The organism is Cupriavidus sp. 2TAF22 (genome assembly GCF_052115045.1).
Taxonomy (GTDB): domain Bacteria; phylum Pseudomonadota; class Gammaproteobacteria; order Burkholderiales; family Burkholderiaceae; genus Cupriavidus.
Map to the genome: position 1 here is coordinate 1 of NZ_JBFRFX010000047.1, position 20,920 is coordinate 20,920.

Sequence of the window (20,920 nt, forward strand, 5' to 3'; positions counted from 1 at the left end):
CAATGACTTCACGCACAAGATGACGACCTCGCTCGCACGTGAAAACCAAACGTTGGGCATCGAGGACTTGTCTGTGCAGGGAATGACTGCAAGCGCCAAGGGGAGTGTCGACAAACCGGGAAGAAATGTCCGTCAAAAAGCCGGCCTGAACCGCGCCATTCTCGACGTGGCATTTGGGGAGATTCGCCGCCAGATCGAATACAAGAGTGCTTGGTATGGGACAACGCTAGTGACGGCGGATCGCTTCTTTCCTAGCTCAAAGCGTTGCTCATGCTGCGGCGAGGTAAATTCGGCTTTGATGTTAAAGGATCGAGAGTGGACTTGCGTAAGCTGTGACACGCGCCATGACAGAGACTTTAACGCGAGCGCAAACCTCGAACAAATGGTTTTTCTACCTGAGGCTATCGGGAAAGTTACGCCTGTCAGATACGAGCCTGGCCAGTCAGGGGGTTCGGGGCAGGAACCGGACGCGCACATTTGTGCACGTTTTGGATAGCAGTGCATGCAAGGAATGAAGCGATCAGGATTCCACGGCTTTGCGCCGCCGATGCCGATGTCGAGCGTTACGGTCTGCATTTTGAAGTATTGCGGACTTGCTTCTGTTCTGAGGTGTCTCCGCCTTTAAGCCGGCATTGCGCTTCGTCCCCTAGTCATCCGAGGTCGGCCGTTCGAAGCGGCTGCCTCAGGGAATGGCTGTTCCCAGGACCTCCGGGCCCGCTAGCTAGCCGTCATTTGAGCTCGGCAAGCAGCACCCTCGCTTCGCGCAGGTCGTGTGTATCCAAGCCTTCGTCGAATGCGCTGTATCGATCGGCCAGCAGCCGGCTGGCGTCATCCTTTTTGCCTTGCTGCTGCCAAAGCCGGCTCAAAGACATCACCGCGCGCAGTTCCAGGGATCGGGCGCCTTGGCGGCGAGCGAGCGCGATCGCTCGCAGGAAGCTGGCTTCGGCTTCGCCTTGGCTGATGTGCCCCGCGCGTTCGGGGCACGGCTCCATCAGCATTAGCTCGCCATGGAGCCGATGTAATTCGGCTTCGTACACGCGCTCGCCGGTGCGGTCGGCCTGGCCCAGTGCCTCGGCAAGCGTCGCAAGCCCTGCTTCAGTTTGCCCCGTTTTTGCGAAGGCTTCGGCCAGCAGCATAAGGAAGTGAGTCCGCAACACTTCGGCCCCCGTGGCGCGGTACGCGCTCAAGCCCTGCTGTATCAATTCAATGCCCTCTGTCGCGCGTCCCTGCCCGGCCAACGCCCAGCCAAGAAGAATGGTTCCACACGCCAATCCGAACGGCAGGCCGAAGTCGGTGGCGAGGTCGACGAGCGCCTGCGCGAGCTCCATTGACGGCTGCACTTCCCCGCGGAGCAGGCGGACTTCGGCGGCAAAAAATAGCGCGTCGGCCGAGTCCGAGGGATGGGAAGGCGTCTGGGCCAGGGCGAGCGCCTCCTGGCTGCGCGCTTGGGCTTGATCCGGGTAGCCAAGCAGCCAGAGGTCCATGGCAATGTGGTTCAGCCCCTGCACACCGGGCTCCAATCCATAGATGAAGGCATGCGAATGGTGTTGTGAGGGGTCATAGAGCGCCATGGCTTGCTCCAGATGCGCACGGGCGGGCACCAGTTCGCCAAGATAGAACAAGGCGGTTCCCAGCGCCCGACGCGCCTGGACCAATAACGCAGGATCCTGCGACGTTTCGGCAAGCGTCACCAATTGCTCTGCCAATTCGCGCGCGGTCTGGAGTTCAGCCCGAACTGTGTAGAACGTGCGCAGCCCCAGTATTGCAGGGAATAGATGGAGGGTTTCGCCGAGCTGCCGACACAGCTCCAGGGCGCGCGCGTACGCTGCCCCCACTTCCGGGGCGGCGAAGCCCCTGGTGGCCATCCAGGCCGGACCGAGGGTGATCTGGAGTGCAAGTTCCTGCTGTGCGCGTTCCTTGCTATCAGGCAGCGTCGCGAGCAGGGTCAGCGCCATGGTGAGGTGGGTGACGGCTTCTGCGTCGGCGGAGCGTTGCACTGCCTGGCGTCCGGCACGGTGCAGGTACTCCACGGCTTTTGGCGTGTTGCCGCTGCGGCTGAAATGATATGCCAGCTCGCTGCAGTGCTCCTCGAGCTGGGCGCTAAACAGGGCCTCGATCGCCTGGGCCGTGCACTCATGCAGCGCACGACGCCGCTCGCTTAGCAGGGAGCCGTAGGTCACCTCCTGGGTCAGCGCATGCTTGAAGCTGTACTCCACCTCCGGAAACGCCGGCTGCTCGTAGATGAATTCCCCGGCTTGCAGCCGCGCCAGCAGGCTCCTCGTTGTGTCCTCGGGCTGCTCGACGACGCGCGCGAGCAGGCTCCATGGAAATACCTTGCCGATCACCGCCAGGGTCTGCAGCAGTGCTTTCTCGGCTGGTTGCAGGCGGTCGATGCGGGCGGCGAGCACCCCCTGCACGGTGGCCGGGATGTGCAGCTTGCCCGGGATCTGCTCGAGACGGTAATGCCCGCGCTCGCCTCGCAGCACCTGCCCCTCGACCAGGTCCTGCACCACTTCCTCGATGAAGAATGGATTGCCTTCGGTCTGCGCCAGGATCAGGTGCTCGAGCGGAGCAATTCCGGCGGCATCGCCCAGCAGGGCTCGCAGCAGTTCCCGGGCTTCGGCTTCGCCCAGGGGACCCAGGCGTAGCTGGGTGTAGTAGCTCTTGCGGCTCCAGTCGTGCCGGTACTCGGGCCGGAAGTTGACCAGCAGCAGGATGCGGGCGCTGGCCACGCTCTCGCCGAGAAAGCCGAGGAAGGCCTCGGTTTCCCGGTCGAGCCATTGCAGATCCTCGACGATCAGCTCCAGCGGCTGGGCCAGGCTTTCCCGCACCAGCAGCCGCTTGATCGCCTCGAAAGTGCGCTGCTGGCGGATCTGGGCGTCCATCGGCGCCAGCGCCGAGTCAGGCTCGGCGGCCCCCAGCAGGTGGAACAGATAAGGCAGGCTGTCTTCGAGCGCGCGGTCCAGCGTCAGGAGCTTGCCGGTGAGCTTCTCGCGCCGCCGGCGCTCATCGTCCTGCGCCGTGATCTGGCAGTAGTTGCGCAGCAGTTCGATCAGTGGCAGATACGGATAGGCCTTGCCGTGCGACACCGAGAAGGTTTCCAGCACCAGGCAATCGCGCGGCGCGAGCAGCTTGAACTCATGGCAGAGCCGCGACTTGCCGACCCCTGGCTCGCCGACCACGCCGACGATCTGACCATGTCCGGCCCGCGCCCTTGCGCGCGCCTCATATAGTTGTTCAAGCTCGCGGGCACGGCCGACAAAGCGCGCCAGCCCGCGGCTGGCCGACACCTGCAGCCGGGTGCGCAGCGGGCCGGGGCCGAGCACTTCGAAGACCGCGAGCGGCTCGGGCAGCCCCTTGATCGGCGTCGCGCCGAGCGCCTTGAACGCGAAATAGCCTTCGGTCAGGTTGTGGGTGTGTGCGCTCGCGACGATCGAACCGGGCACCGCGATGCTCTCCATGCGCGAAGCAATGTGGATCGATTTGCCCACTGGGTCGTAGTCAGTGTGCAAGTCCTGGGTGCGGATCGCGCGCACCACCACTTCGCCGGAGTTGATGCCGACGCGGATCTGCAGCGCGATCCCCTGGGCCAGGCGCACTCCGTCGGCGTAACGGCGCATGGCCTCCTGCATGCGCAGCGCCGCCAGCAAGGCCCGCTGCGGATGGTCTTCGTTCGCGATCGGCGCGCCGAACAGCGCCAGGATGCCGTCGCCCATCGACTTGGCCACATAGCCCTCGTAGTGATGCACGGCCTCCATCATCAGCGCCAGCACCGGGTCGATCAGGCGTCGCGCATCTTCGGGATCGAGGTCATGGATCAGTGCGGTCGAGCCGGCCATGTCGGCGAACAGCGCGGTGATTGTCTTGCGCTCGCCGTCTGACGGACCGCGAGCTTCCATCTCTGCTTGCGCCGCCCGGATGCGCTCGGCCAGATAGGGAGGCGTGTAGTCGATTGGCGTGTTGGGCGCACAGGTCGAGACAGGGAGCGTGCCGCCAGGAGGTCCACTTAGCGATGCGCCGCATTCGCTACAGAACTTGGCGCTCGCAGCCGCCCCCTGGCCGCAGGCCGGGCAGACGCGCACAAGCCTGGCGCCGCATTCCTCGCAGAACTTTGCGCCTGCCGCATTCTCGAACCCGCAGATTGCACAGCGCATGGGCTAGGCACCCTTTCCGGGCGCATGGAAGATTCACCTATTAGATGTTATCAATTGCGCCCCAGAAATCGAGATATGTTCACACGCGGAGTGCATGCATACCCTCTTCTGGTGTGGAGCGGCGCAAAACGTGCACAAACGCGGGGGGCGCCAGGATGCTTTAAGCAAGAACGCGCCGAATCAGGTGTGATGCGTCAGCCGCCGAGGCCCCCGGACGTTACCCGTTACCTCCCCTTCTTTGCGGCCTCTCCAAGGTGATCGATCAGCGCCAGCACGGTCCGCGTTTCGCGCGCGCCCCGCCGCGTGATGATCTTGAAATCGAGATGCGTGGTGTAGCGCTCTGGCGCAATACGGCGCAACAGGCCGGGCGCCACCCACGCATCGGCATAGTGCGGCGGCAGGAAGCCAATGTAGTTCCCGGACAGGATCAGCATGGCGCGCCCTTCGACGTTATCCACCATCGCTGCAGCCTCCTGCATCCCGAGCAGGTCAAGCTCCTGGCGCCCGAGGTAGCCGCGCGTCGCCAGGTTCGCACTGGCAACCTGCTCCGCCTGGCCCTTCTGACCGGCATGGGAGAAGAGCGGATGCGGCGATGCGCAGTAAAGTCCTTGCTCCTCGCGATAGAGCATGCGGTAGTCCAGGCCCGCTACCGGGTCCGGAAACGGTCCGACCGCGAGGTGGAGGCTGCCATCCAGCACCCGCTGTTCGAGGCGGTTGGGCGAGTCGATCTCGATATGTAGCTGCACCTTCGGCGCGGCTTGGCCAAAGCTGCGGATGGCGGCCAGTTGAGGCGCCCCACGGTCGGTAAGCGTGGCCTCGATCAGCCCCAGGCGAAGTACGCCGTGAAGCTCACGGCGGATGGTCCCGGCTTCCATCTGGAAGGTGTCCACTGCCGCGAGCAGTCGCTGGGCCGCAGCGTGCATTTGCTGGCCCTCCTCGGTCAGGCGAAACCCGCTGCGCCCGCGCTCGCACAAGCGCACACCCAGTCGGGTCTCGAGTTGCGTCATGTGCTCGCTGATGCTGGACGCGCCAATGCCCAGCAGCGATTGCGCCGCGGCAAAGCCACCGCATCCCACGATAGTTTCGAAGATTCTCAGTAGCTTGAGGTCCACATCGCGGAGTTTCACGTTCCCGTCTTTAGTTCGGATTTTAACGAACTGAAGTTCTAAACATTCTGATTGTACCGGACCATGCCGTTGTCCAGAATGAACTCGTCCCCACCGCATCAACGAAGAAAGGATTAGTGAACGCGATGTCTGAAAATCAATATGAGAAGGGCCGGCTCGACCTCCCATTCGTCGGTATCTGCACGTTCGGCAAATCGCCGCTCTGCCTTGACTGGGATGCCATCGACGCCGACGTGGCGGTCATCGGCGCGCCGTTCGACTGTGGCACCCAATGGCGAGCCGGCGCGCGTTTCGGGCCGCGCTCGATCCGCGAGGCGTCCACGCTGTTCTCCTTCGGCCACAGTGGCGCCTATGACTTCGAGGACGATGTCGTGTACATGCCGGCCAGCGAGGTCAGGATGGTCGACATTGGCGACGCCGATATGGTGCATACCAATACCGAAAAGTGCCATGCCAACATCGAATACGGGGTGCGCAAGATCCTGAAGGCCGGCGCGCTGCCCGTGGTGCTAGGCGGGGATCATTCGATCAATATCCCCTGCATCGCGGCCTTCGAAGGCCAGGAGCCGTTCCACGTGGTCCATATCGACGCCCACCTGGACTTTGTCGACGAGCGGCATGGCGTGCGTCACGGTCACGGCAACCCCTTGCGCCGCGCCGCGGAGAAGAGCGTCGTCAGCGGCATGACCCAGATCGGCATCCGCAACGTGTCCTCTACTGCACGCGAGGGGTATGCCCAAGCACGCGAGATGGGCTCGGACATCATCTCGGTGCGCCAGCTTCGCAAGCTCGGCATCCAGGGGGTGCTGGACCGCATCCCGAAGGGCGTACGCTATTACCTGACCATCGACATCGACGGGTTCGACGTCTCCATCGCGCCTGGCACAGGTACCCCGAGCCATGGCGGGCTGACTTACTACGAGGGTCTGGAATTGTTCGCTGGCCTGGCCGAGCAGGGCGACGTGGTGGGGATCGACCTGGTAGAAGTCGCTCCCGACTATGACCATACGGGATCCACCGCCATCCTTGCCGCGCAGCTTTTGCTCAACACGATCGGCCGGGTGATGCACCAGCGCAAGCTCAAGCGCGCCGCTGCGCGCTGAGCGCTGAACGCAAAAGGGGCCGCGTCGTCATCAGGCATGCCGTCGTCTTTACATGGCCATGCAGCGCGCCATTCAGCGGCGTCGCGCGACCTGGCAAAAAAGGGGAGCCGCAATGTTTCGTCAATCTCGTTTCTGGGCAGGCCTGGCCGCCGGCGTGCTGGCGTGCCCGTTGCCGTCCTTCGTCATGGCTGCGGAGCAGCAGGTCGTCAAGGTCGGCCTGACGGGGCCACTGTCCGGCCCGCAGGCCGCCATTGGCAAGGACAATGAAAACGGCCTGCGCATGGCCATCGATCAACTGAATGCGCAAGGCCTTGTCGTCAACGGCAAAGCCGTGCGTTTTAGCCTGGTCTCCGAGGACGACGCCGCAGATCCGCGCACCGGCATGTCGGTTGCCCAGCGCCTGGTGGACGGGGACGTGAAGGTGGTGTTCGGGCCGTTCAACTCGGGCGTCGCCATCCCGATCTCCCGCCTGCTGGACCAGGCCGGGGTAGTGATGGCAACGGTGGCTTCGAACCCGGCAGTCACCCAGTCCGGGTACACCTATGTCTTCCGGATCTCGGCCAATGACAGCCAGCTTGGCAAGCGCATGGGCGAGTTTGCTTCGGTCAAACTGCGCGCCAGGCGTTTCGCGGTCATCGACGACCGGACCGCCTACGGCCAGGGTGTGGCGGACGAGTTCGTCAAGGCAGCCAGGGCGCAAGGCATCGAGATCGTCGCCCGCGAATACACCTCGGACAAGGCCGTAGACTTCGTCCCGATTCTGACCCGAATACGCGGCATGAAGGTGGACGGCATCTTCTATGGTGGCTACTACTCGCAGGCCGGACCCCTGCGCAGCCAGATGAAGCGGCTCGCCATGGCCGACGCCTATCTGCTCGGTGGCGATGCGATGTGCAATATCGAACTGGCCAGGCTGGGGGGCGATGCCGTGGACGAGCATGTGTACTGCCCGCAGGGCGGTCCCGTGCTCGAGAACACCGGCCCGGGGCGCCAGTTCAAGAGCGACTACAGGAAGCGCTACAACACCGATCCGCTCACTTACAGCGCGTCTATCTATGACGGCCTCAGGTTGGTAGCCCAGGCGATGAAGACAGCCAACTCGGTCGAGTCGGCGCAGTACCGGGCAGCGCTGGCGGGTATCGATATGGAGGGCGTGGCCGGCCGATACCGCTTCGACCCCAACCGCGACCTGCGGGATTCGCCGATCACCATCTACACCTACCGCAACAGCGCCCTGGTGCCATTGCCGCAGGACAGGTAGCGCCAGTTCGCTGGCATGCCTCGTCGGCGGGCGCGACATAGCCGTGGCATCGGGATTTCGTTTTCTTGTCGATGGATCGGCGATCCGCTGTATCGCTGCGCCTTCTTACCCTGCATAAGGAGTTCAACACCCCTTATTACCCACAGAGCAGATCCACAAGACACACAACAAGACACACCACAAGACTGGTCGCCGGTTGCATGCGGCAAAAGCCCATGCCTGGATAGACGTAGCGCGACCAGGACAAAATAATCCGGAGACAGAGTATGAGTAACACGAAATCCTTGCGCGGCGCGGAGGTGCTACCAGGTGGCAATCGCCCGGGATACCCGGCGAGCCAGGCCCGCAGCAGCGCCGTGGATGCCGACACCAGGCAGGTACTGCGCCGCGCTACCGCGGCAGGCTTTATCGGCACCTTTATCGAGTGGTTCGACTACGCCGCCTACGGCTTTCTTGCAACCGTCATTGCGGTAGTGTTCTTTCCCAAGAGCGACCCGACCACCAGCCTGATGGCTACCTATGCCGTATTCGCGCTGTCCTTCGTCGTGCGTCCGATCGGAGGGGTGATCTGGGGGCATTTCGGCGACAAGTTCGGCCGGCGCAATACGCTGTCGCTGTCGATCATGATCATGTCCTGCTCGACCTTCCTGATCGCCTTCCTGCCGACTTACGGGCAGGTGGGCTTGTGGGCGCCGGTACTGCTGCTTGTCATCCGGCTGGTCCAGGGCTTCTCGGCTTCAGGCGAATACGCCGGCGCCTCGGCCTTTCTTGCCGAATATGCACCGAACCGCAAGCGCGGGCTCTACACCAGTGTCATCCCTGCCGCGGAAGCCGCCGGCCTGCTGTTCGCGTCGCTGTTCGTCGCCGGGCTGCATACGGTGCTGACCTCCGGACAGTTGCTCGAATGGGGCTGGCGCGTGCCGTTCCTGCTGGCCGCCCCTTTTGGGCTGGTTGGCCGTTACATCCGGCTTCAACTAGAAGATACGCCGAAGTTCGTCGCGATGGAGCACGCCAATCACGCACCGCAGGCGCCGCTGCGCGAGTTGCTCACCTCGCATCGCCGTACCATGCTGGTCGGCTTCGGCGTGACCTGCCTGAACGCCGTCGGCTTTTACTTGTTGCTCAGCTATATGCCTGTGTACCTGTCAAAGGAACTCGGCATGAGCGACTCGGTGTCCTTCCTGGTCTCTACCGTATCGCTGGCCAGCTATGTCGTGATGATTTTCGTGATGGGCCTGCTTTCCGACCGGTTCGGGCGGAAGACGATGCTGGTTTCCGCCTGCATCCTGTTCGCGCTCTTCACGGTGCCGCTGTTCCATTCGCTGTCGAGCGCCAGCATCGTCGGCATCTTGCTGATTCAGGTGGCACTGGGCGCCTTCCTCACCATCAACGACGGCACGCTGCCGTGCTTCCTGTCGGAGAGTTTTCCGACCCGCGTGCGATATAGCGGCTTTGCACTGTGCTTTAACAGCGCGAACGCCTTGTTCGGCGGCACCGCCCCCCTGGTCGCGACCTGGCTGATCAGCGCCACGGGCAATAAGCTTGCACCAGCCTGGTACCTGGTCGGGGCTGCGGTGGTGTCGCTGATTGCCATCCTGGCCAGCCGTACGCCTTCGGGCGGTGCGTTACCGGACTAAGCAAGCAAGGGGCGCAGCTTGACGCATCGGCTGTGATCCCGGGCAGCCCGGCCGCAAATCGGCCGCTAAGCGGCCACTAAGCGGCTGCAAGACGACGCAGGAGAGACCGGGGATGGTACGTGCCATCCCCGGCGCCGACGGAGCAACCACCCCGGAAACTCTCAGGCAAAAGGACTGTGGCGTCGATTCAAGAATCTGGAGAGTGGCATTGCAAGGAATGCCCACCGAAGGGGACGGCACCGGTCACCGGCCGCTGCCAAAGCTCTCAGGTACCGGGACAGATGGGGTAGGAAGCCGAGGATTCGGCCATCGCTTTGCCTGACAGAGGACCCTGCCATGTCTCAAATCATAGTCATAGGCGCCGGCATTACCGGCGTCACCACCGCCTACACGCTATCGAAACTCGGATACGAGGTGACTGTCGTCGACCGCCATCTTTATCCCGCCATGGAGACGTCGTTCGCCAATGGCGGCCAGCTCTCCGCGTGTAACGCGGAAGTCTGGAACAGCGCGGGAACGATACTAAAAGGGCTGAAATGGATGCTGAAACGCAACGCGCCGCTGCTGGTGAACCCGAAGCCGTCGTGGCACAAATACTCGTGGATGGGGGAGTTTGTGTCGAACATCGCGCGTTATCGGGAGAACACCATCGAAACGACGAAGTTGGCGATTGCCGCCCGCCAGCATCTCTTTGCCATGGCCGAGCAGGAGAATATCCAGTTCGATCTGGAGCGCCGCGGCATCCTGCACTTCTATCATGACAAAGCGGCTTTCGAGGCCGCGGGCAGGACGAACGCGCTACTCGTGGCAGGCGGACTGGAGCGCTTTGCGGTGTCGCCGCAGGAGATCCGGGCGATCGAGCCGACGTTGCAAGGCCAATACTTTGGCGGGTACTTCACGCCATCCGATTCAACCGGGGATATCCATAAGTTCACGCGCGGCCTGGCGCTCGCTTGCGAGCGCCGCGGCGTGCGCTTCCTGCAGGGCTGGGACGTGCGAAGCATCGACCTATCCGCCAGCGGCGTGCGTATCGGCCTGCAGGCGGTGGACGGTGTGGCGTCGCCATCGGTCCACGCCGGTGCCGCGTACGAGATCGCCGGCGATGCGCTGGTGGTTTGTGCCGGTGTGGGCAGCCGGCATATTGCCGGCATGCTGGGCGACAGGATCAATGTCTATCCGGTCAAGGGATACTCCATTACCGTGCACCTGGACGATGCCGACAGCGTGGCGAACGGGCCGTGGGTCAGCCTGCTCGACGAAAGCGCAAAGATCGTGACGAGCAGACTTGGCAAGGACAGGTTCCGCGTGGCAGGTACCGCCGAATTCAATGGACAAAACCGAGACATCCGAGCCGACCGCATCGAGCCGCTCGTGTCATGGACGCGTCGCAACTTCCGAATCAATACCTCCCGCGTAGTCCCCTGGGCGGGGCTTCGCCCGATGATGCCGGACATGATGCCGCGCGTGTCAAAAGGCAGGGCGCCACGGGTGTTCTACAACACCGGCCATGGCCATCTTGGATGGACGTTGTCTGCTGCAACAGCGGCAACGATCGGCACGACCATCGCCGAGAGCTATCCCGTTGGGTAGGAGGCAGTCGGACAGCAAGGCAAGTCAGGTATCTCGCTCCGGGCAGGAGCGAGCTTCGCATGTCGGCGCCGGGGGCTCCTTTACTGCGCCTACGTCGACTGGCGGCCCCGTGCTGGGGAGCCGCGCTACTGGGCTGGGATGGTGATCAACGGCTGCGACTCCTTACTGCCGGTATCCGCCAGCGTGAAGAACAACATGATGGCCGCAAGGGCGCGTTTCGTTGTCAGGTCGCCTTGCTCAACCCAGAACCAGTAGCCACGGTACCGTACCGCAGCATATGGCTCGGCGGGCCTTTCCTTGCCACTGTGAATCCTTAGGGCGCCTTGTTGCCTCTCAGTTGTGCCCGGCGCAACCGCAGGCAGCGCACTGTGGTCTCTGATGTGTTCCTCCGGAACGTCCAGGTAGCTGGAAAAGGCGCTCATGATTTGCAGCATCGAGCGGCTGTTCACCGCAAGTTCGTCGTCCGCGCCGCGGGCTGGGGAATACCGGAGGATGAACTCCTGCCTGGTCAGTGGCATTCTGAGCAGGCGGCGGATCTCGGTCATTTTTTCCTCGATGTCGGGAGTCACGCCGTCACGCCGGAAAAGCACGACGGCGGTTGAACCTTTGCTCTTGCTATCCTCAACACGCATCCCGAACGCGCCGGCGCCCTGCACGTCGCGCAGCAATGCGATGGCTCGCAGAAACGCGGGATCCGCCTCGCGCATCGCCCCTGCAACCGTCGAACGATTGCGCACGCCATTGAGCGACTCCACGGTCATGCTCAGCAGGAAATCTGCGGCATAGCCGCTCTGAAGCATGAAGAAGATGTTTCTGGGCTCGATCGGCACCATCAGCCCCTGCACAAACCGTTGCCCGGTCGCTGGCGTGTAGGTAATGGTAGGCCGGTCCGTATATACCCCTTGTACCCCGGCGGAAACGAAATTGCCCTGTACGGTGTTGGCCGAGGAGACAGTGCTGTTCATAGACACACCAGTCTGCAACGAGTAACCACTGACAACCGACGCCACGTCTACAAAGACCGGCAGGTCCATGTAGCGAAGCTTGACGATGTTCAGCAGCGTTTGCTGCTTCCAGGAGTCCGCGATCGCCGCGCTGTAGTCGAAGCGGTCCGCAACGATGGTCGTGGGGCCGATAGACCCACAGCCAGCGAGCAGCGCGAACACCCCGAGCCACAGGCGGGGCCTGCGATTCGCCAGCCTTGCAAGGCGCAGCGTGCCAAGCATACTTCCGTGGTTTGAGGGTTCCATGGTCTTTGGTTCTTTTTGGTGGACCTCTTGTCTGATCGCCTGACCCGCGCATGCGAGGCCATCCCGGGTGATGCGATGCGATGTGATGCAATTAGCACTAATCGTGTGACCAAACTCCTGACGACCTGCCTCTAGAACACTATACGAATGCGACCGGGGACAAGTTGGTGCAAGTTGATGGCCAGCACCGGATTCGCACGCGGCATCGTTAGCACCGGCCATCTCTGGCGGCAATGCTCTGCTTCTCCCATGTGGTTCTCTCTTCTCTCTGAAGGGAAGGTGCCGTGCGATCAGCGGATGGGAATCACGGGGGCGGTAATAGTCCGTTCCTCGGTCATGAGAACTGCGGCGTGCATGCGGTGCAATTCAAACGGGATGCCTTGCGCTCTGAGTGCGTGGGCCATCGAGACTAAAGGTGTTACGCCAATACCACCGGCCACGACACTGACGCGGGACGACGCCATGGCGTGAAGTGGAAAGCTGTTGAATGGCCCCGTCATCTCGATGGTGCTTCCCACCGCGAGTTCATCATGCAGGCATCGGGCGCCGCCTTTGCCATGCACTTCGAGCTGTACGGCGATGCGATATGTGTCGGACGGCCCCTGCGCGCCGCTATCTACATGGCGCGCAGCCAGATCGGCGAACCCCTGAGGTGACGAAGTAAAGAAGTGCGGGCCCGGCATACCAGCCGGGCCCTTTTCTTATGGAGACTTCGAAGACGTCTCGATCCTGCCAGTCTGAAGCATGTCCGCCAGCAATCTGGCCGATTGCCTCCTGGTACCCCAATTTACCGTCGTATTGGCATGCGCTCCGTTCGATTCCGGGCTCCTGGCAGCAGCGGGTCTGTGGCAAAGGCGCCGTGCTGCGCCGGGAGGCGGGGCGGAAAACACTCAAACCCCATCCCCAAACTCCTTCCTCAACTCACTCTTGAGCACCTTCCCCGCCGCCGACAACGGCAGGCTGCTGCGGAACGCGAAGCTCTTGGGGCATTTGTACGCGCCCAGCCAGGTGCGGCAGTGCGCGCGCAGCTCATCCGCGGTGGATTGCGCGCCCTCGCGCAGCAGCACCACGGCGTGCACGGCCTCGCCCCATTTCTCGTCGGGGATGCCGATGACGGCGCTGGTGGCCACGGCCGGGTGGCGGCCCAGCGTTTCCTCTACCTCGGCGGGGTACACGTTCTCGCCGCCGGAGATGATCATGTCCTTGATGCGGTCCACCACGTAGAGGTAGCCCTCGTCGTCCATGTAGCCGCTGTCGCCGGTGTGCAGCCAGCCGTTGCGCAGGGCCTGCGCGGTTTCTTCGGGGCGGTTCCAGTAGCCCATCATCACCGCGGGGCCGCGCGCCAGGATCTCGCCCATGCTGCCGGTGGGCACCTCGCGCCCGTCGGGGCCGGCGATGCGCAGCTCGGCCGCGTAGCCGGCGCGGCCGGCAGAGCGCAGGCGGCCGCCTTCGCGCGCCTGCGGGGTGCTGCCGATGTGGTGGGCGGACACCGAGGCGGCTGTCTCCGTCATGCCGTAGGCGTGGAGAAATTCCACGCCGGGCAGCGCGGCCATGGCGCGCTCCAGCAGCGGCAGCGCGATGGGCGCGGCGCCCCAGACAATGCGGCGCAGGCTGGTGAGGTCGTACCCGGCAAAGCCTGGCGCATCTACCAGCATCTGGATCATGCTGGGCACCAGCACCATGTCTGAGATGCCTTCCTGCGCGATGGTGCGCAGCACGGTGTCGGGCTGGAAGCCCGGCAGCATGACGCAGGTGCCGCCCACCACCAGCTGGCCCACCAGGCGGCCCAGGCCGGCCACGTGAAACAGCGGCGCCACCAGCAGGGAGACAAAGTCGGGCGGGTTGGGCACGTCCGCCATGCGGCCGATGCACGAGGCCCACAGGTTGCCGTGGGAGAGCATCACGCCCTTGGGGAAGCCGGTGGTGCCGCCGGTGTAGAGGATGGCAGCCAGGTCCGCCGTGGCGGCGCGGGCGTCTGCCACCGGCTGGGCGTCGGTGATCAGCGCGGCGTAGTCCAGCATGCCGGCGGGCGCCGGCTGCGGGCCGACATGGACGATGGCCTGCAGGCCCGGCACCTGGCGGCGCAGCGCGCCGGCCAGCGCGGCGAAGGGTTCGCCCGCCAGCAGCACGCGCACGCCGCAGTCGTGCAGGGCGAAGGCCATCTCGGCCTGGCTCCAGCGGGTGTTGACGGGGTGCAGCACGGCGCCGGCCCACCAGACCGCCAGCTCCGTTTCCACGTACGCCGCGCCGTTGGGCGCGAGCACGGCCACGCGGTCGCCGCGCGCCACGCCCAGGGATTGCAGCGCGCCGGCCAGCCGCGCCACGCGCGCGGCCAGCTGGCGGAAGGTCAGGCGGGTCTGCCCGTCTACCAGGGCGATCTTGTCGGGGTGGCGTTGCAGGGAGCGGTGTAGTCCGGCGGTCAGGTGCATGGGTATTGTCTCCTTGTGCTGGGTGGCGGCTGCCTCGCCCCGTGGCGCATGCGCCAGCGGTGCGGGGCGGCGCTGGCCTGCGCCTGCGCCCGCGGGCGCGGGCCAGCGCGGATCGGCGTGATGGTCTGCAGGTCTCCGCACATTTAAGCGCCGCAGCGCGCCCACGCCAATTGCGGAACCGCTCAACGCGATTGGCAGGAAATGACACCGGCCCGGCGGGCAGCCGCGCGGGCATGAGCGTTTCTGCCAATCGGTTTGGGCGTTCCGGCAATTGTGGGCGGGAGTGCCGGCCGGCTAGCCTTGGCGCGACAGGAGCCAAGCGCCTGCGACACGCACACAAGAACAAAGGAGACAACCATGCAAGACAAAACAAAGGCGGGCGCCCTGCCCCGCCCGGCCTGGCGTAGCCTGGCGCGGCGCCTGGGTGGCCTGGGGGGTATGTTGGCGCTGGCGGCATTGACGGCGGCCGTGTCCGTATCCGTGTCTGCCCCGGCGCTGGCCGCTGGCCCTTATCCGGCCAGGCCGATCGAGTTCTGGATCCCGTTCCCGCCGGGCGGCCCCACCGACGCGCCGATGCGCGCCCTGCTCAATGCCGCCGGCAAGGAGCTCAAGCAAAGCATCGTGCCCATCAACAAGCCTGGCGCCGGCGCCACGCTGGCGGCCACGGTGATGAGCCAGACCGCCGCGCCGGACGGCTACACGCTGGCGCTGGTGGCGGCCAATATCTTCCGCATGCCGCACCTGCAGAAGACGGTGTACGACCCGCGCAAGGACTTCACCTACATCATCGGCCTGACCAACTACCGCTACGGGCTGGTGGTGCGCGCCGACGCGCCGTGGAAGACGCTGGAAGACTTCCTGGCGTATGCCCGCGCCAATCCGGGCAAGGTCACCTACGCGGCGGTGGGCACCGGCAGTTCGGGCCATATCGCCATGGAGAAGCTGGGCAAGGCCGCCGGCGCCAAGTTCACCTTCGCGCCGTACAAGGGCGGCTCGGAGGAGCTGATGGCGCTGATGGCGGGCGATATCGACGCGGTGCTGGACCCCGGCTGGGGCCCGTATGCCGTGGCCGGCAAGGTGCGGCCGCTGGCGATTGTGGGCGACGCGCGCTTTCCGCGCTTCAAGGACGTGCCCACGCTGAAGGAGCGCGGCTTTGACATTACCGCCAGCTCGCAGGTGGGCGTGGTGGGGCCGCGCGGCATGGACCCCGCCGTGGTCAGGCAGTTGCATGACGCGTTGCGCAAGGCCGCGCAGTCGCCGGCGTACCAGGCCGCGCTGGAGGCCATCGACCTGCAGGAGGTGTACCTGAGCAACGACCAGTATGCGCAGTTCGCCGCGCAGCAGTACGAGCGGGAGAAGGTGGTGGTGCGCGAGCTGGGCATCCGGCTGGACTGAAGCGCGCGGCGCGGCATGCCGCCGTGCCAGCTGCTTGCCCATGCTGCAGCTTGATACTTTTTGCCAATGGTTTTGTCCCGATCGGCGATTGGCGGGCGCGGGCACGCGGGGCACACTGCATTGCGAGGGGCGGCCCGGCCGCCAGACCAGGAGACCAGAGAATGACCCAGATGAAACGCGCCGTCCACGTGGTGGGCGTGGGCATGATTCCCTTCAGCAAGCCGGGCGCCAGCGAGCCCTATCACGTGATGGGCGCGCGCGCCGCCAGGCTGGCGCTGGATGACGCGGGCGTGGCGTACCAGCACGTGCAGCAGGCGTACGTGGGCTACGTGTACGGCGACTCCACCGCCGGGCAGGCCGCGGTCTACGGCGTGGGGCTGACCGGCATTCCCGTGTTCAACCTGAACAACAATTGCTCCAGCGGCTCAAGCGCCCTGTACCTGGCGCGCCAGGCGGTGGAAAGCGGCCAGGTGGAATGCGCGATTGCGCTGGGGTTCGAGCAGATGGTGGCGGGCGCGCTCAAGGGCGCCTATGACGACCGGCCGTCCCCGATGGCCCGCTTTGTCGACACCATGACCGCGCAGCAGGGCTACCAGCCGGATGCGCCGCGCGCCGCGCAGTTCTTCGGCGGGGCCGGGCTGGACTACATGAAGGAGCACGGCATCCGTGCCGATACCTTCGGCCGTATTTCGGTGAAGGCGCGCCAGCACGCGGCGCGCAATCCGCTGGCGGTGTTCCGCCAGACGCTGACGCTGGAGGAGGTGATGGCGTCCCCCGCGGTGTTTGGGCCGCTCACGCGTTACCAGTGCTGCCCGCCCACGTGCGGCGCGGCCGCGGCCATCGTCTGCTCGGAGGCGTTTGCGCGCAAGCACGGCCTGGACCGCCGCGTGGTGATTGCCGCGCAGGCCATGACCACCGATACGCCCAGCACGTTCGAGAGTGGCGACATGCGCAAGGTGGTGGGCTATGACATGACGGCCGCCGCCGCACGCCAGGTGTACGAGGCCGCCGGCGTGGGCCCGGAAGACCTGGACGTGGTGGAGCTGCACGACTGCTTCAGCGCCAACGAGCTGATCACCTATGAGGCGCTGGGCCTCACGCCCGAGGGCACGGCGGAGAAGTTCATCGTGGACGGCGACAACACCTACGGCGGGCGCGTGGTGACCAATCCGTCGGGCGGGCTGCTGTCCAAGGGGCATCCGCTGGGCGCCACGGGCCTGGCGCAGTGCGCGGAGCTGGTGTGGCAGCTGCGCGGCACGGCCGACCAGCGCCAGGTAGAGGGCGCGCGCACGGCGCTGCAGCACAACCTGGGCCTGGGCGGCGCCTGCGTGGTGACCCTGTACCAGGCCGCGTGAGGAAAGACGCCATGATCGACAAGCAATACATCGGGCATGTGTTCCCGCCGTTCAGCGCGCACGTGGAGGCTGGCCGCCTGCGGTTCTTTGCCAAGGCGACCGGGCAGACCGACCCCGTCTACAGCGACGAAGCCGCGGCGCGCGCCGCCGGCATGCCCGCGCTGCCGGTGCCGCCGACCTTCCTGTTCTGCCTGGAGATGGAGTCGCCCGACCCGGCGGCGATCCGCGAGCTGCTGCGCATGGACTACCGCAGCCTGCTGCACGGCGAGCAGGGCTTTACCTACCACGCGATGGCGTATGCGGGGGACACGCTGACGTTCCGCCAGCGCATCGACGATATCTACGACAAGAAAGGCGGCGCGCTGGAGTTTGTGGTGCGCACCACCGATGTCACCAACCAGCGCGGCGAGCGCGTGGCGGAACTGCGCTGCGTGACCGTGGTGCGCAACGCCGTGGGAGCCTGATATGCGCCATGCTGAAATCGACCTGGCCAGCCTGAAGGTGGGCGATGCGCTGCCCGCGTTCGAGACCCCGCCCATCTCCCGCCTGGCGCTGGCGCTGTATTGCGGGGCATCGGGCGACCACAACCCGATCCACGTGGATACGGACTTTGCGCGCGGGGCCGGCATGCCGGACGTGTTTGCCCACGGCATGCTGTCCATGGCGTGGCTGGGCCGCGTGCTGACCAACTGGGCGCCGCAGCCGGCCATCCGCGCGTTCAGCGTGCGCTTTGCCGCCATCACGCAGGTGGGCGAGCGCATCACGTGCTCGGGCCACGTGGCGGAGCTGCTGCAGCAGGACGGCGAGCGCCGCGCGCGCGTGGTGGTGTCTACCGTGAACCAGGACGGGCAGACCCGCCTGGCGGGCGAAGCGGTGATTGCGCTGGCGTGAAGGCCGGCGCCCCCCTACTCAATCCGATCAGATCAGTGCAGTTCAGACACATAGAGACAGACAACAGGAGGCAACGATGACTCGCAAACTCGAAGGCAAGGTGGCGCTGGTTTCCGGCTCCGGGCGCGGCATTGGCCGCGAGATCGCGCTCAAGCTCGCCAGCGAAGGCGCGCGCGTGGTGATCAACGACCTGGATGCGGACCCCGCCGCGCAGACCGTGGCGGACATCCGCGCGGCCGGCGGCGAGGCGGTGGCCTGCGTGGGCAGCGTGACCGAACCCGGCTTTGCCGACCGCTTTGTGAAGCAGGCGCTGGACAGCTTTGGCGGCGTGGACATCATCGTCAACAATGCCGGCTACACGTGGGACAACGTGGTGCAGAAGATGAGCGACGAGCAATGGGAAGCCATGCTGGCGGTGCACCTGACGGCGCCCTTCCGCATCCTGCGCGCGGCATCCGGCTTTATCCGCGAGGCGGCCAAGCGCGAAGCGGAGGCCGGCACGCCGGTGTTCCGCAAGGTGGTGAACATCTCGTCCACCTCCGGCGTGTACGGCAATGCCGGCCAGGCCAACTACGCCGCCGCCAAGGCCGGCATCAACGGGCTGACCCGCGCCATGGCCAAGGAATGGGGCCGCTACAAGGTCAACGTCAACAGCGTGGCCTTCGGCCTGATCATGACGCGCCTGACCGAGACGCCGGCGGACGCCGACGCCAGCATCGACATTGCCGGCCAGCAGATCAAGGTGGGCGTGAACCCGCAGGTGCTCAAGAACGCCGAGGCCCTGATCCCGCTGGGCCGCGGCGGCACGCCGGAAGAAGCGGCGGGCGCGGTCTATATGTTCTGCATCCCCGAGTCCAACTACGTCAGCGGCCAGGTGCTGGTCTGCGGCGGCGGCCGTCCGTGAGCGCGGCGATGGACGACTTCCAGGGCAAGACGGTCTTCGTGGCGGGCGGCAGCAGCGGCATCAACCTCGCCATTGCCAAATCCTTCGCCCGCTCCGGCGCGCGCGTGGCCGTGGCCAGCCGCACGCCGGAGCGGGTGCAGGCCGCCGCCGAGGCGCTGCGCGCGCTGGGCGCCGACGCGCTGGGCCTGGCCGCCGACGTGCGCGACGCCGAGGCCATTGCCGCCGCGCTGGCGCAGGCGCATGAAGCCTTTGGCGATATCGACGTGCTGGTGTCCGGCGCCGCGGGCAACTTCGTGGCGCCGGCGCTGGGCATGTCCGCCAAGGGCTTTCGCACGGTGGTGGACATCGACCTCAACGGCACCTTCAACGTGCTGCGCGCGGCCCATGCGTACCTGCGCAAGCCGGGCGCGTCGGTGCTCAGTATCTCCGCGCCGCAGGCCTACAACCCCACGCCCTACCAGGCGCATGTCTRCGCGGCCAAGGCCGGCGTGGACATGCTGACCCGCGTGCTGGCGATGGAATGGGGTGGTGACGGCATCCGCGTGAACTCCATCGTGCCGGGCCCGATCGGCGACACCGAAGGCGTGCGCCGCCTGGCGCCCACGCCCGAGGCGCTGGCGCGCATGCAGGCATCGATCCCGCTGGGCCGCTTTGGCGCGGTGGAGGACATTGCCGACATGGCGCGCTTTCTCAGTTCCGCGCGCGCGCAGTTTGTGACGGGGGCGGTGATTCCGGTGGACGGGGGGAGTTCGCTGGGCGGGGCGCGGGATCTGTCGGCCGCGGTGGCGGCTTAAGGGGGGCGGGTTCCCTGCGCTGATCTTGCGCTGAACGTGCGCTGAACGTGCATTGATCGTGTGCAGCGAACCAACCGGGAAGGGAAACCCCGCGGGTTTCCCTTCCTGCTTTTGCGGCTCAAGGCGCTCGGCAGGTGGCCTACGGCTACCGCGACGAGGGCGCATTCCCCGGAATTCCTCGTTGATCGCCCCAAAAAAAGAGGGTGTAGGCGCGGGGAGTGCCTACACCCTATCGGGAATTAGCAAGGGGTCAAGCTTGCCGGGGTGGATTATTGATGGGCGTGCCGACCGCTCTTACCCTGCTTTGGTGGGACCCACGCTTAGGTGGGGATAGAACGACGATGGCCGGGTCGGCCTGCCATTGACTTGCGCAGCGGATGCCGCGTCGCGCAGACATTGATACCCTTTGCGTGCGCGCCACCTACCAAGGCGGGGTACCCGCATGGGGAGCGCAGCCGCAGAATTCTTCTCAGACACGACACGGTCCGCATGGCACATGGCGGACCGGTGGCCGCTTGGGGCCACTGATGCGTGACGTACGTATGAGAGGCAGCAAAATGCAGGAAGCCATGGTAAAGCGCGGCGCGGTTGCGCCGGATACGTTTGCGTCGGGCGAGGCCTGGATCGAGGCACACCTGACACCATCGGGCTGGATTTACGGCAGCTATAAGGATGAGGACGCGCGTCCCGTGCTGATTCCACCGCCGGGTGAGTCGCTGCTGACGGTGCGGCGGCATTTCCTGGTGGGCGCGGCCGCGGCGCCGCGCCGGCTTAGCGAGATCCGCACCACGCGCGCGAATTCGGCGCGCGAGATTGCGCGACTGCTGGAGGTGTTTGGCGAGCCGCACTTCAATGTGAGGTCGCAGCGGGTGCCGCGCGTGCCCGGCCTTGCGCCTTGAGGCCTTGACGCCTTGAGGGCTTGAGGCCTTGACGCCTTGACGCCTTGAGGCCGGCGGCAGGATTGCCCTGCCGCCCGGCTTCTCGCGCGTCCTGCTGTCCACGCCCGCCTCTTTGCGTTGTCCTCTCTCGC

At 65.4% G+C, this 20,920-nt stretch carries 17 protein-coding genes and 1 riboswitch; of the genes, 12 read left to right on the forward strand and 5 right to left on the reverse strand.

All coding sequences use genetic code 11. From position 1 onward, the window contains the following. Positions 1-496: RNA-guided endonuclease InsQ/TnpB family protein (locus AB4Z48_RS34420; protein ID WP_441622375.1), on the forward strand; the 496-nt coding region annotated here is incomplete at its 5' end. A 232-nt stretch (positions 497-728) separates the two neighbouring features. Here the strand turns inward: AB4Z48_RS34420 and AB4Z48_RS34425 are convergent. Next, positions 729-4,154: an AAA family ATPase gene (locus AB4Z48_RS34425; RefSeq protein ID WP_441622377.1), complete on the reverse strand. Its 3,426-nt coding sequence runs from the start codon at positions 4,152-4,154 to the stop codon at positions 729-731. 224 nt (positions 4,155-4,378) lie between these two features. Next, positions 4,379-5,281 (reverse strand): LysR family transcriptional regulator, encoded by a 903-nt coding sequence (locus tag AB4Z48_RS34430; protein WP_441622379.1) that lies wholly within the window; start codon positions 5,279-5,281, stop codon positions 4,379-4,381. A gap of 125 nt (positions 5,282-5,406) precedes the next feature. On the opposite strand from AB4Z48_RS34430, the gene speB reads away from it, so the two are divergent. The 4 genes from speB to AB4Z48_RS34450 all read left to right on the forward strand — a co-directional run bounded on the left by speB (position 5,407) and on the right by AB4Z48_RS34450 (position 10,872). After that, positions 5,407-6,384: an agmatinase gene (gene speB / locus AB4Z48_RS34435; RefSeq protein ID WP_441622381.1), complete on the forward strand. Its 978-nt coding sequence runs from the start codon at positions 5,407-5,409 to the stop codon at positions 6,382-6,384. A 112-nt stretch (positions 6,385-6,496) separates the two neighbouring features. Continuing rightward, positions 6,497-7,645: a branched-chain amino acid ABC transporter substrate-binding protein gene (locus tag AB4Z48_RS34440; RefSeq protein ID WP_441622383.1), complete on the forward strand. Its 1,149-nt coding sequence runs from the start codon at positions 6,497-6,499 to the stop codon at positions 7,643-7,645. A gap of 266 nt (positions 7,646-7,911) precedes the next feature. Next, complete coding sequence (locus tag AB4Z48_RS34445; protein ID WP_441622385.1) at positions 7,912-9,282, forward strand: MFS transporter; 1,371 nt, start codon at positions 7,912-7,914, stop codon at positions 9,280-9,282. A gap of 87 nt (positions 9,283-9,369) precedes the next feature. Further along, positions 9,370-9,469: riboswitch (glycine riboswitch) on the forward strand. A gap of 149 nt (positions 9,470-9,618) precedes the next feature. Next, a complete protein-coding gene (locus tag AB4Z48_RS34450; RefSeq protein WP_441622387.1) occupies positions 9,619-10,872 on the forward strand; it encodes a D-amino acid dehydrogenase in 1,254 nt (417 codons plus the stop codon). A gap of 125 nt (positions 10,873-10,997) precedes the next feature. On the opposite strand, the gene AB4Z48_RS34455 is transcribed toward AB4Z48_RS34450, so the two are convergent. The 3 genes from AB4Z48_RS34455 to AB4Z48_RS34465 all read right to left on the reverse strand — a co-directional run bounded on the left by AB4Z48_RS34455 (position 10,998) and on the right by AB4Z48_RS34465 (position 14,551). Then, positions 10,998-12,122: a hypothetical protein gene (locus AB4Z48_RS34455; RefSeq protein WP_441622389.1), complete on the reverse strand. Its 1,125-nt coding sequence runs from the start codon at positions 12,120-12,122 to the stop codon at positions 10,998-11,000. 290 nt (positions 12,123-12,412) lie between these two features. After that, a complete protein-coding gene (locus AB4Z48_RS34460; RefSeq protein ID WP_441622391.1) occupies positions 12,413-12,805 on the reverse strand; it encodes a hypothetical protein in 393 nt (130 codons plus the stop codon). Positions 12,806-13,012: 207 nt separating this feature from the next. Further along, on the reverse strand, positions 13,013-14,551 hold the full coding sequence (locus tag AB4Z48_RS34465; protein WP_441622393.1) for an acyl-CoA synthetase: 1,539 nt from the start codon (positions 14,549-14,551) through the stop codon (positions 13,013-13,015). A gap of 357 nt (positions 14,552-14,908) precedes the next feature. Here AB4Z48_RS34465 and AB4Z48_RS34470 point away from each other — a divergent pair, with 357 nt between their 5' ends. The 7 genes from AB4Z48_RS34470 (at position 14,909) to AB4Z48_RS34500 (ending at position 20,789) form a co-directional block, all read left to right on the forward strand. Further along, a complete protein-coding gene (locus AB4Z48_RS34470) occupies positions 14,909-15,946 on the forward strand; it encodes a tripartite tricarboxylate transporter substrate binding protein (RefSeq protein ID WP_441622395.1) in 1,038 nt (345 codons plus the stop codon). A 170-nt stretch (positions 15,947-16,116) separates the two neighbouring features. Then, complete coding sequence (locus tag AB4Z48_RS34475) at positions 16,117-17,301, forward strand: lipid-transfer protein (protein WP_441622455.1); 1,185 nt, start codon at positions 16,117-16,119, stop codon at positions 17,299-17,301. An 11-nt stretch (positions 17,302-17,312) separates the two neighbouring features. Then, complete coding sequence (locus tag AB4Z48_RS34480; protein WP_441622397.1) at positions 17,313-17,765, forward strand: MaoC family dehydratase N-terminal domain-containing protein; 453 nt, start codon at positions 17,313-17,315, stop codon at positions 17,763-17,765. 1 nt (position 17,766) lies between these two features. Further along, positions 17,767-18,192 carry a MaoC family dehydratase gene (locus tag AB4Z48_RS34485; RefSeq protein WP_441622399.1) on the forward strand — a complete coding sequence of 142 codons (426 nt, stop codon included), beginning with the start codon at positions 17,767-17,769 and terminating at the stop codon, positions 18,190-18,192. 76 nt (positions 18,193-18,268) lie between these two features. After that, on the forward strand, positions 18,269-19,096 hold the full coding sequence (locus tag AB4Z48_RS34490; protein WP_441622401.1) for an SDR family NAD(P)-dependent oxidoreductase: 828 nt from the start codon (positions 18,269-18,271) through the stop codon (positions 19,094-19,096). An 8-nt stretch (positions 19,097-19,104) separates the two neighbouring features. After that, entirely contained in the window at positions 19,105-19,890 is a 786-nt protein-coding gene (locus AB4Z48_RS34495) for an SDR family oxidoreductase (RefSeq protein ID WP_441622457.1), read from the forward strand. Between the two features lie 557 nt (positions 19,891-20,447). Further along, the gene (locus tag AB4Z48_RS34500; RefSeq protein WP_441622403.1) at positions 20,448-20,789 is read left to right on the forward strand and encodes a hypothetical protein; all 342 of its coding nucleotides are present in this window, start codon (positions 20,448-20,450) and stop codon (positions 20,787-20,789) included. Positions 20,790-20,920: the final 131 nt, after the last annotated feature.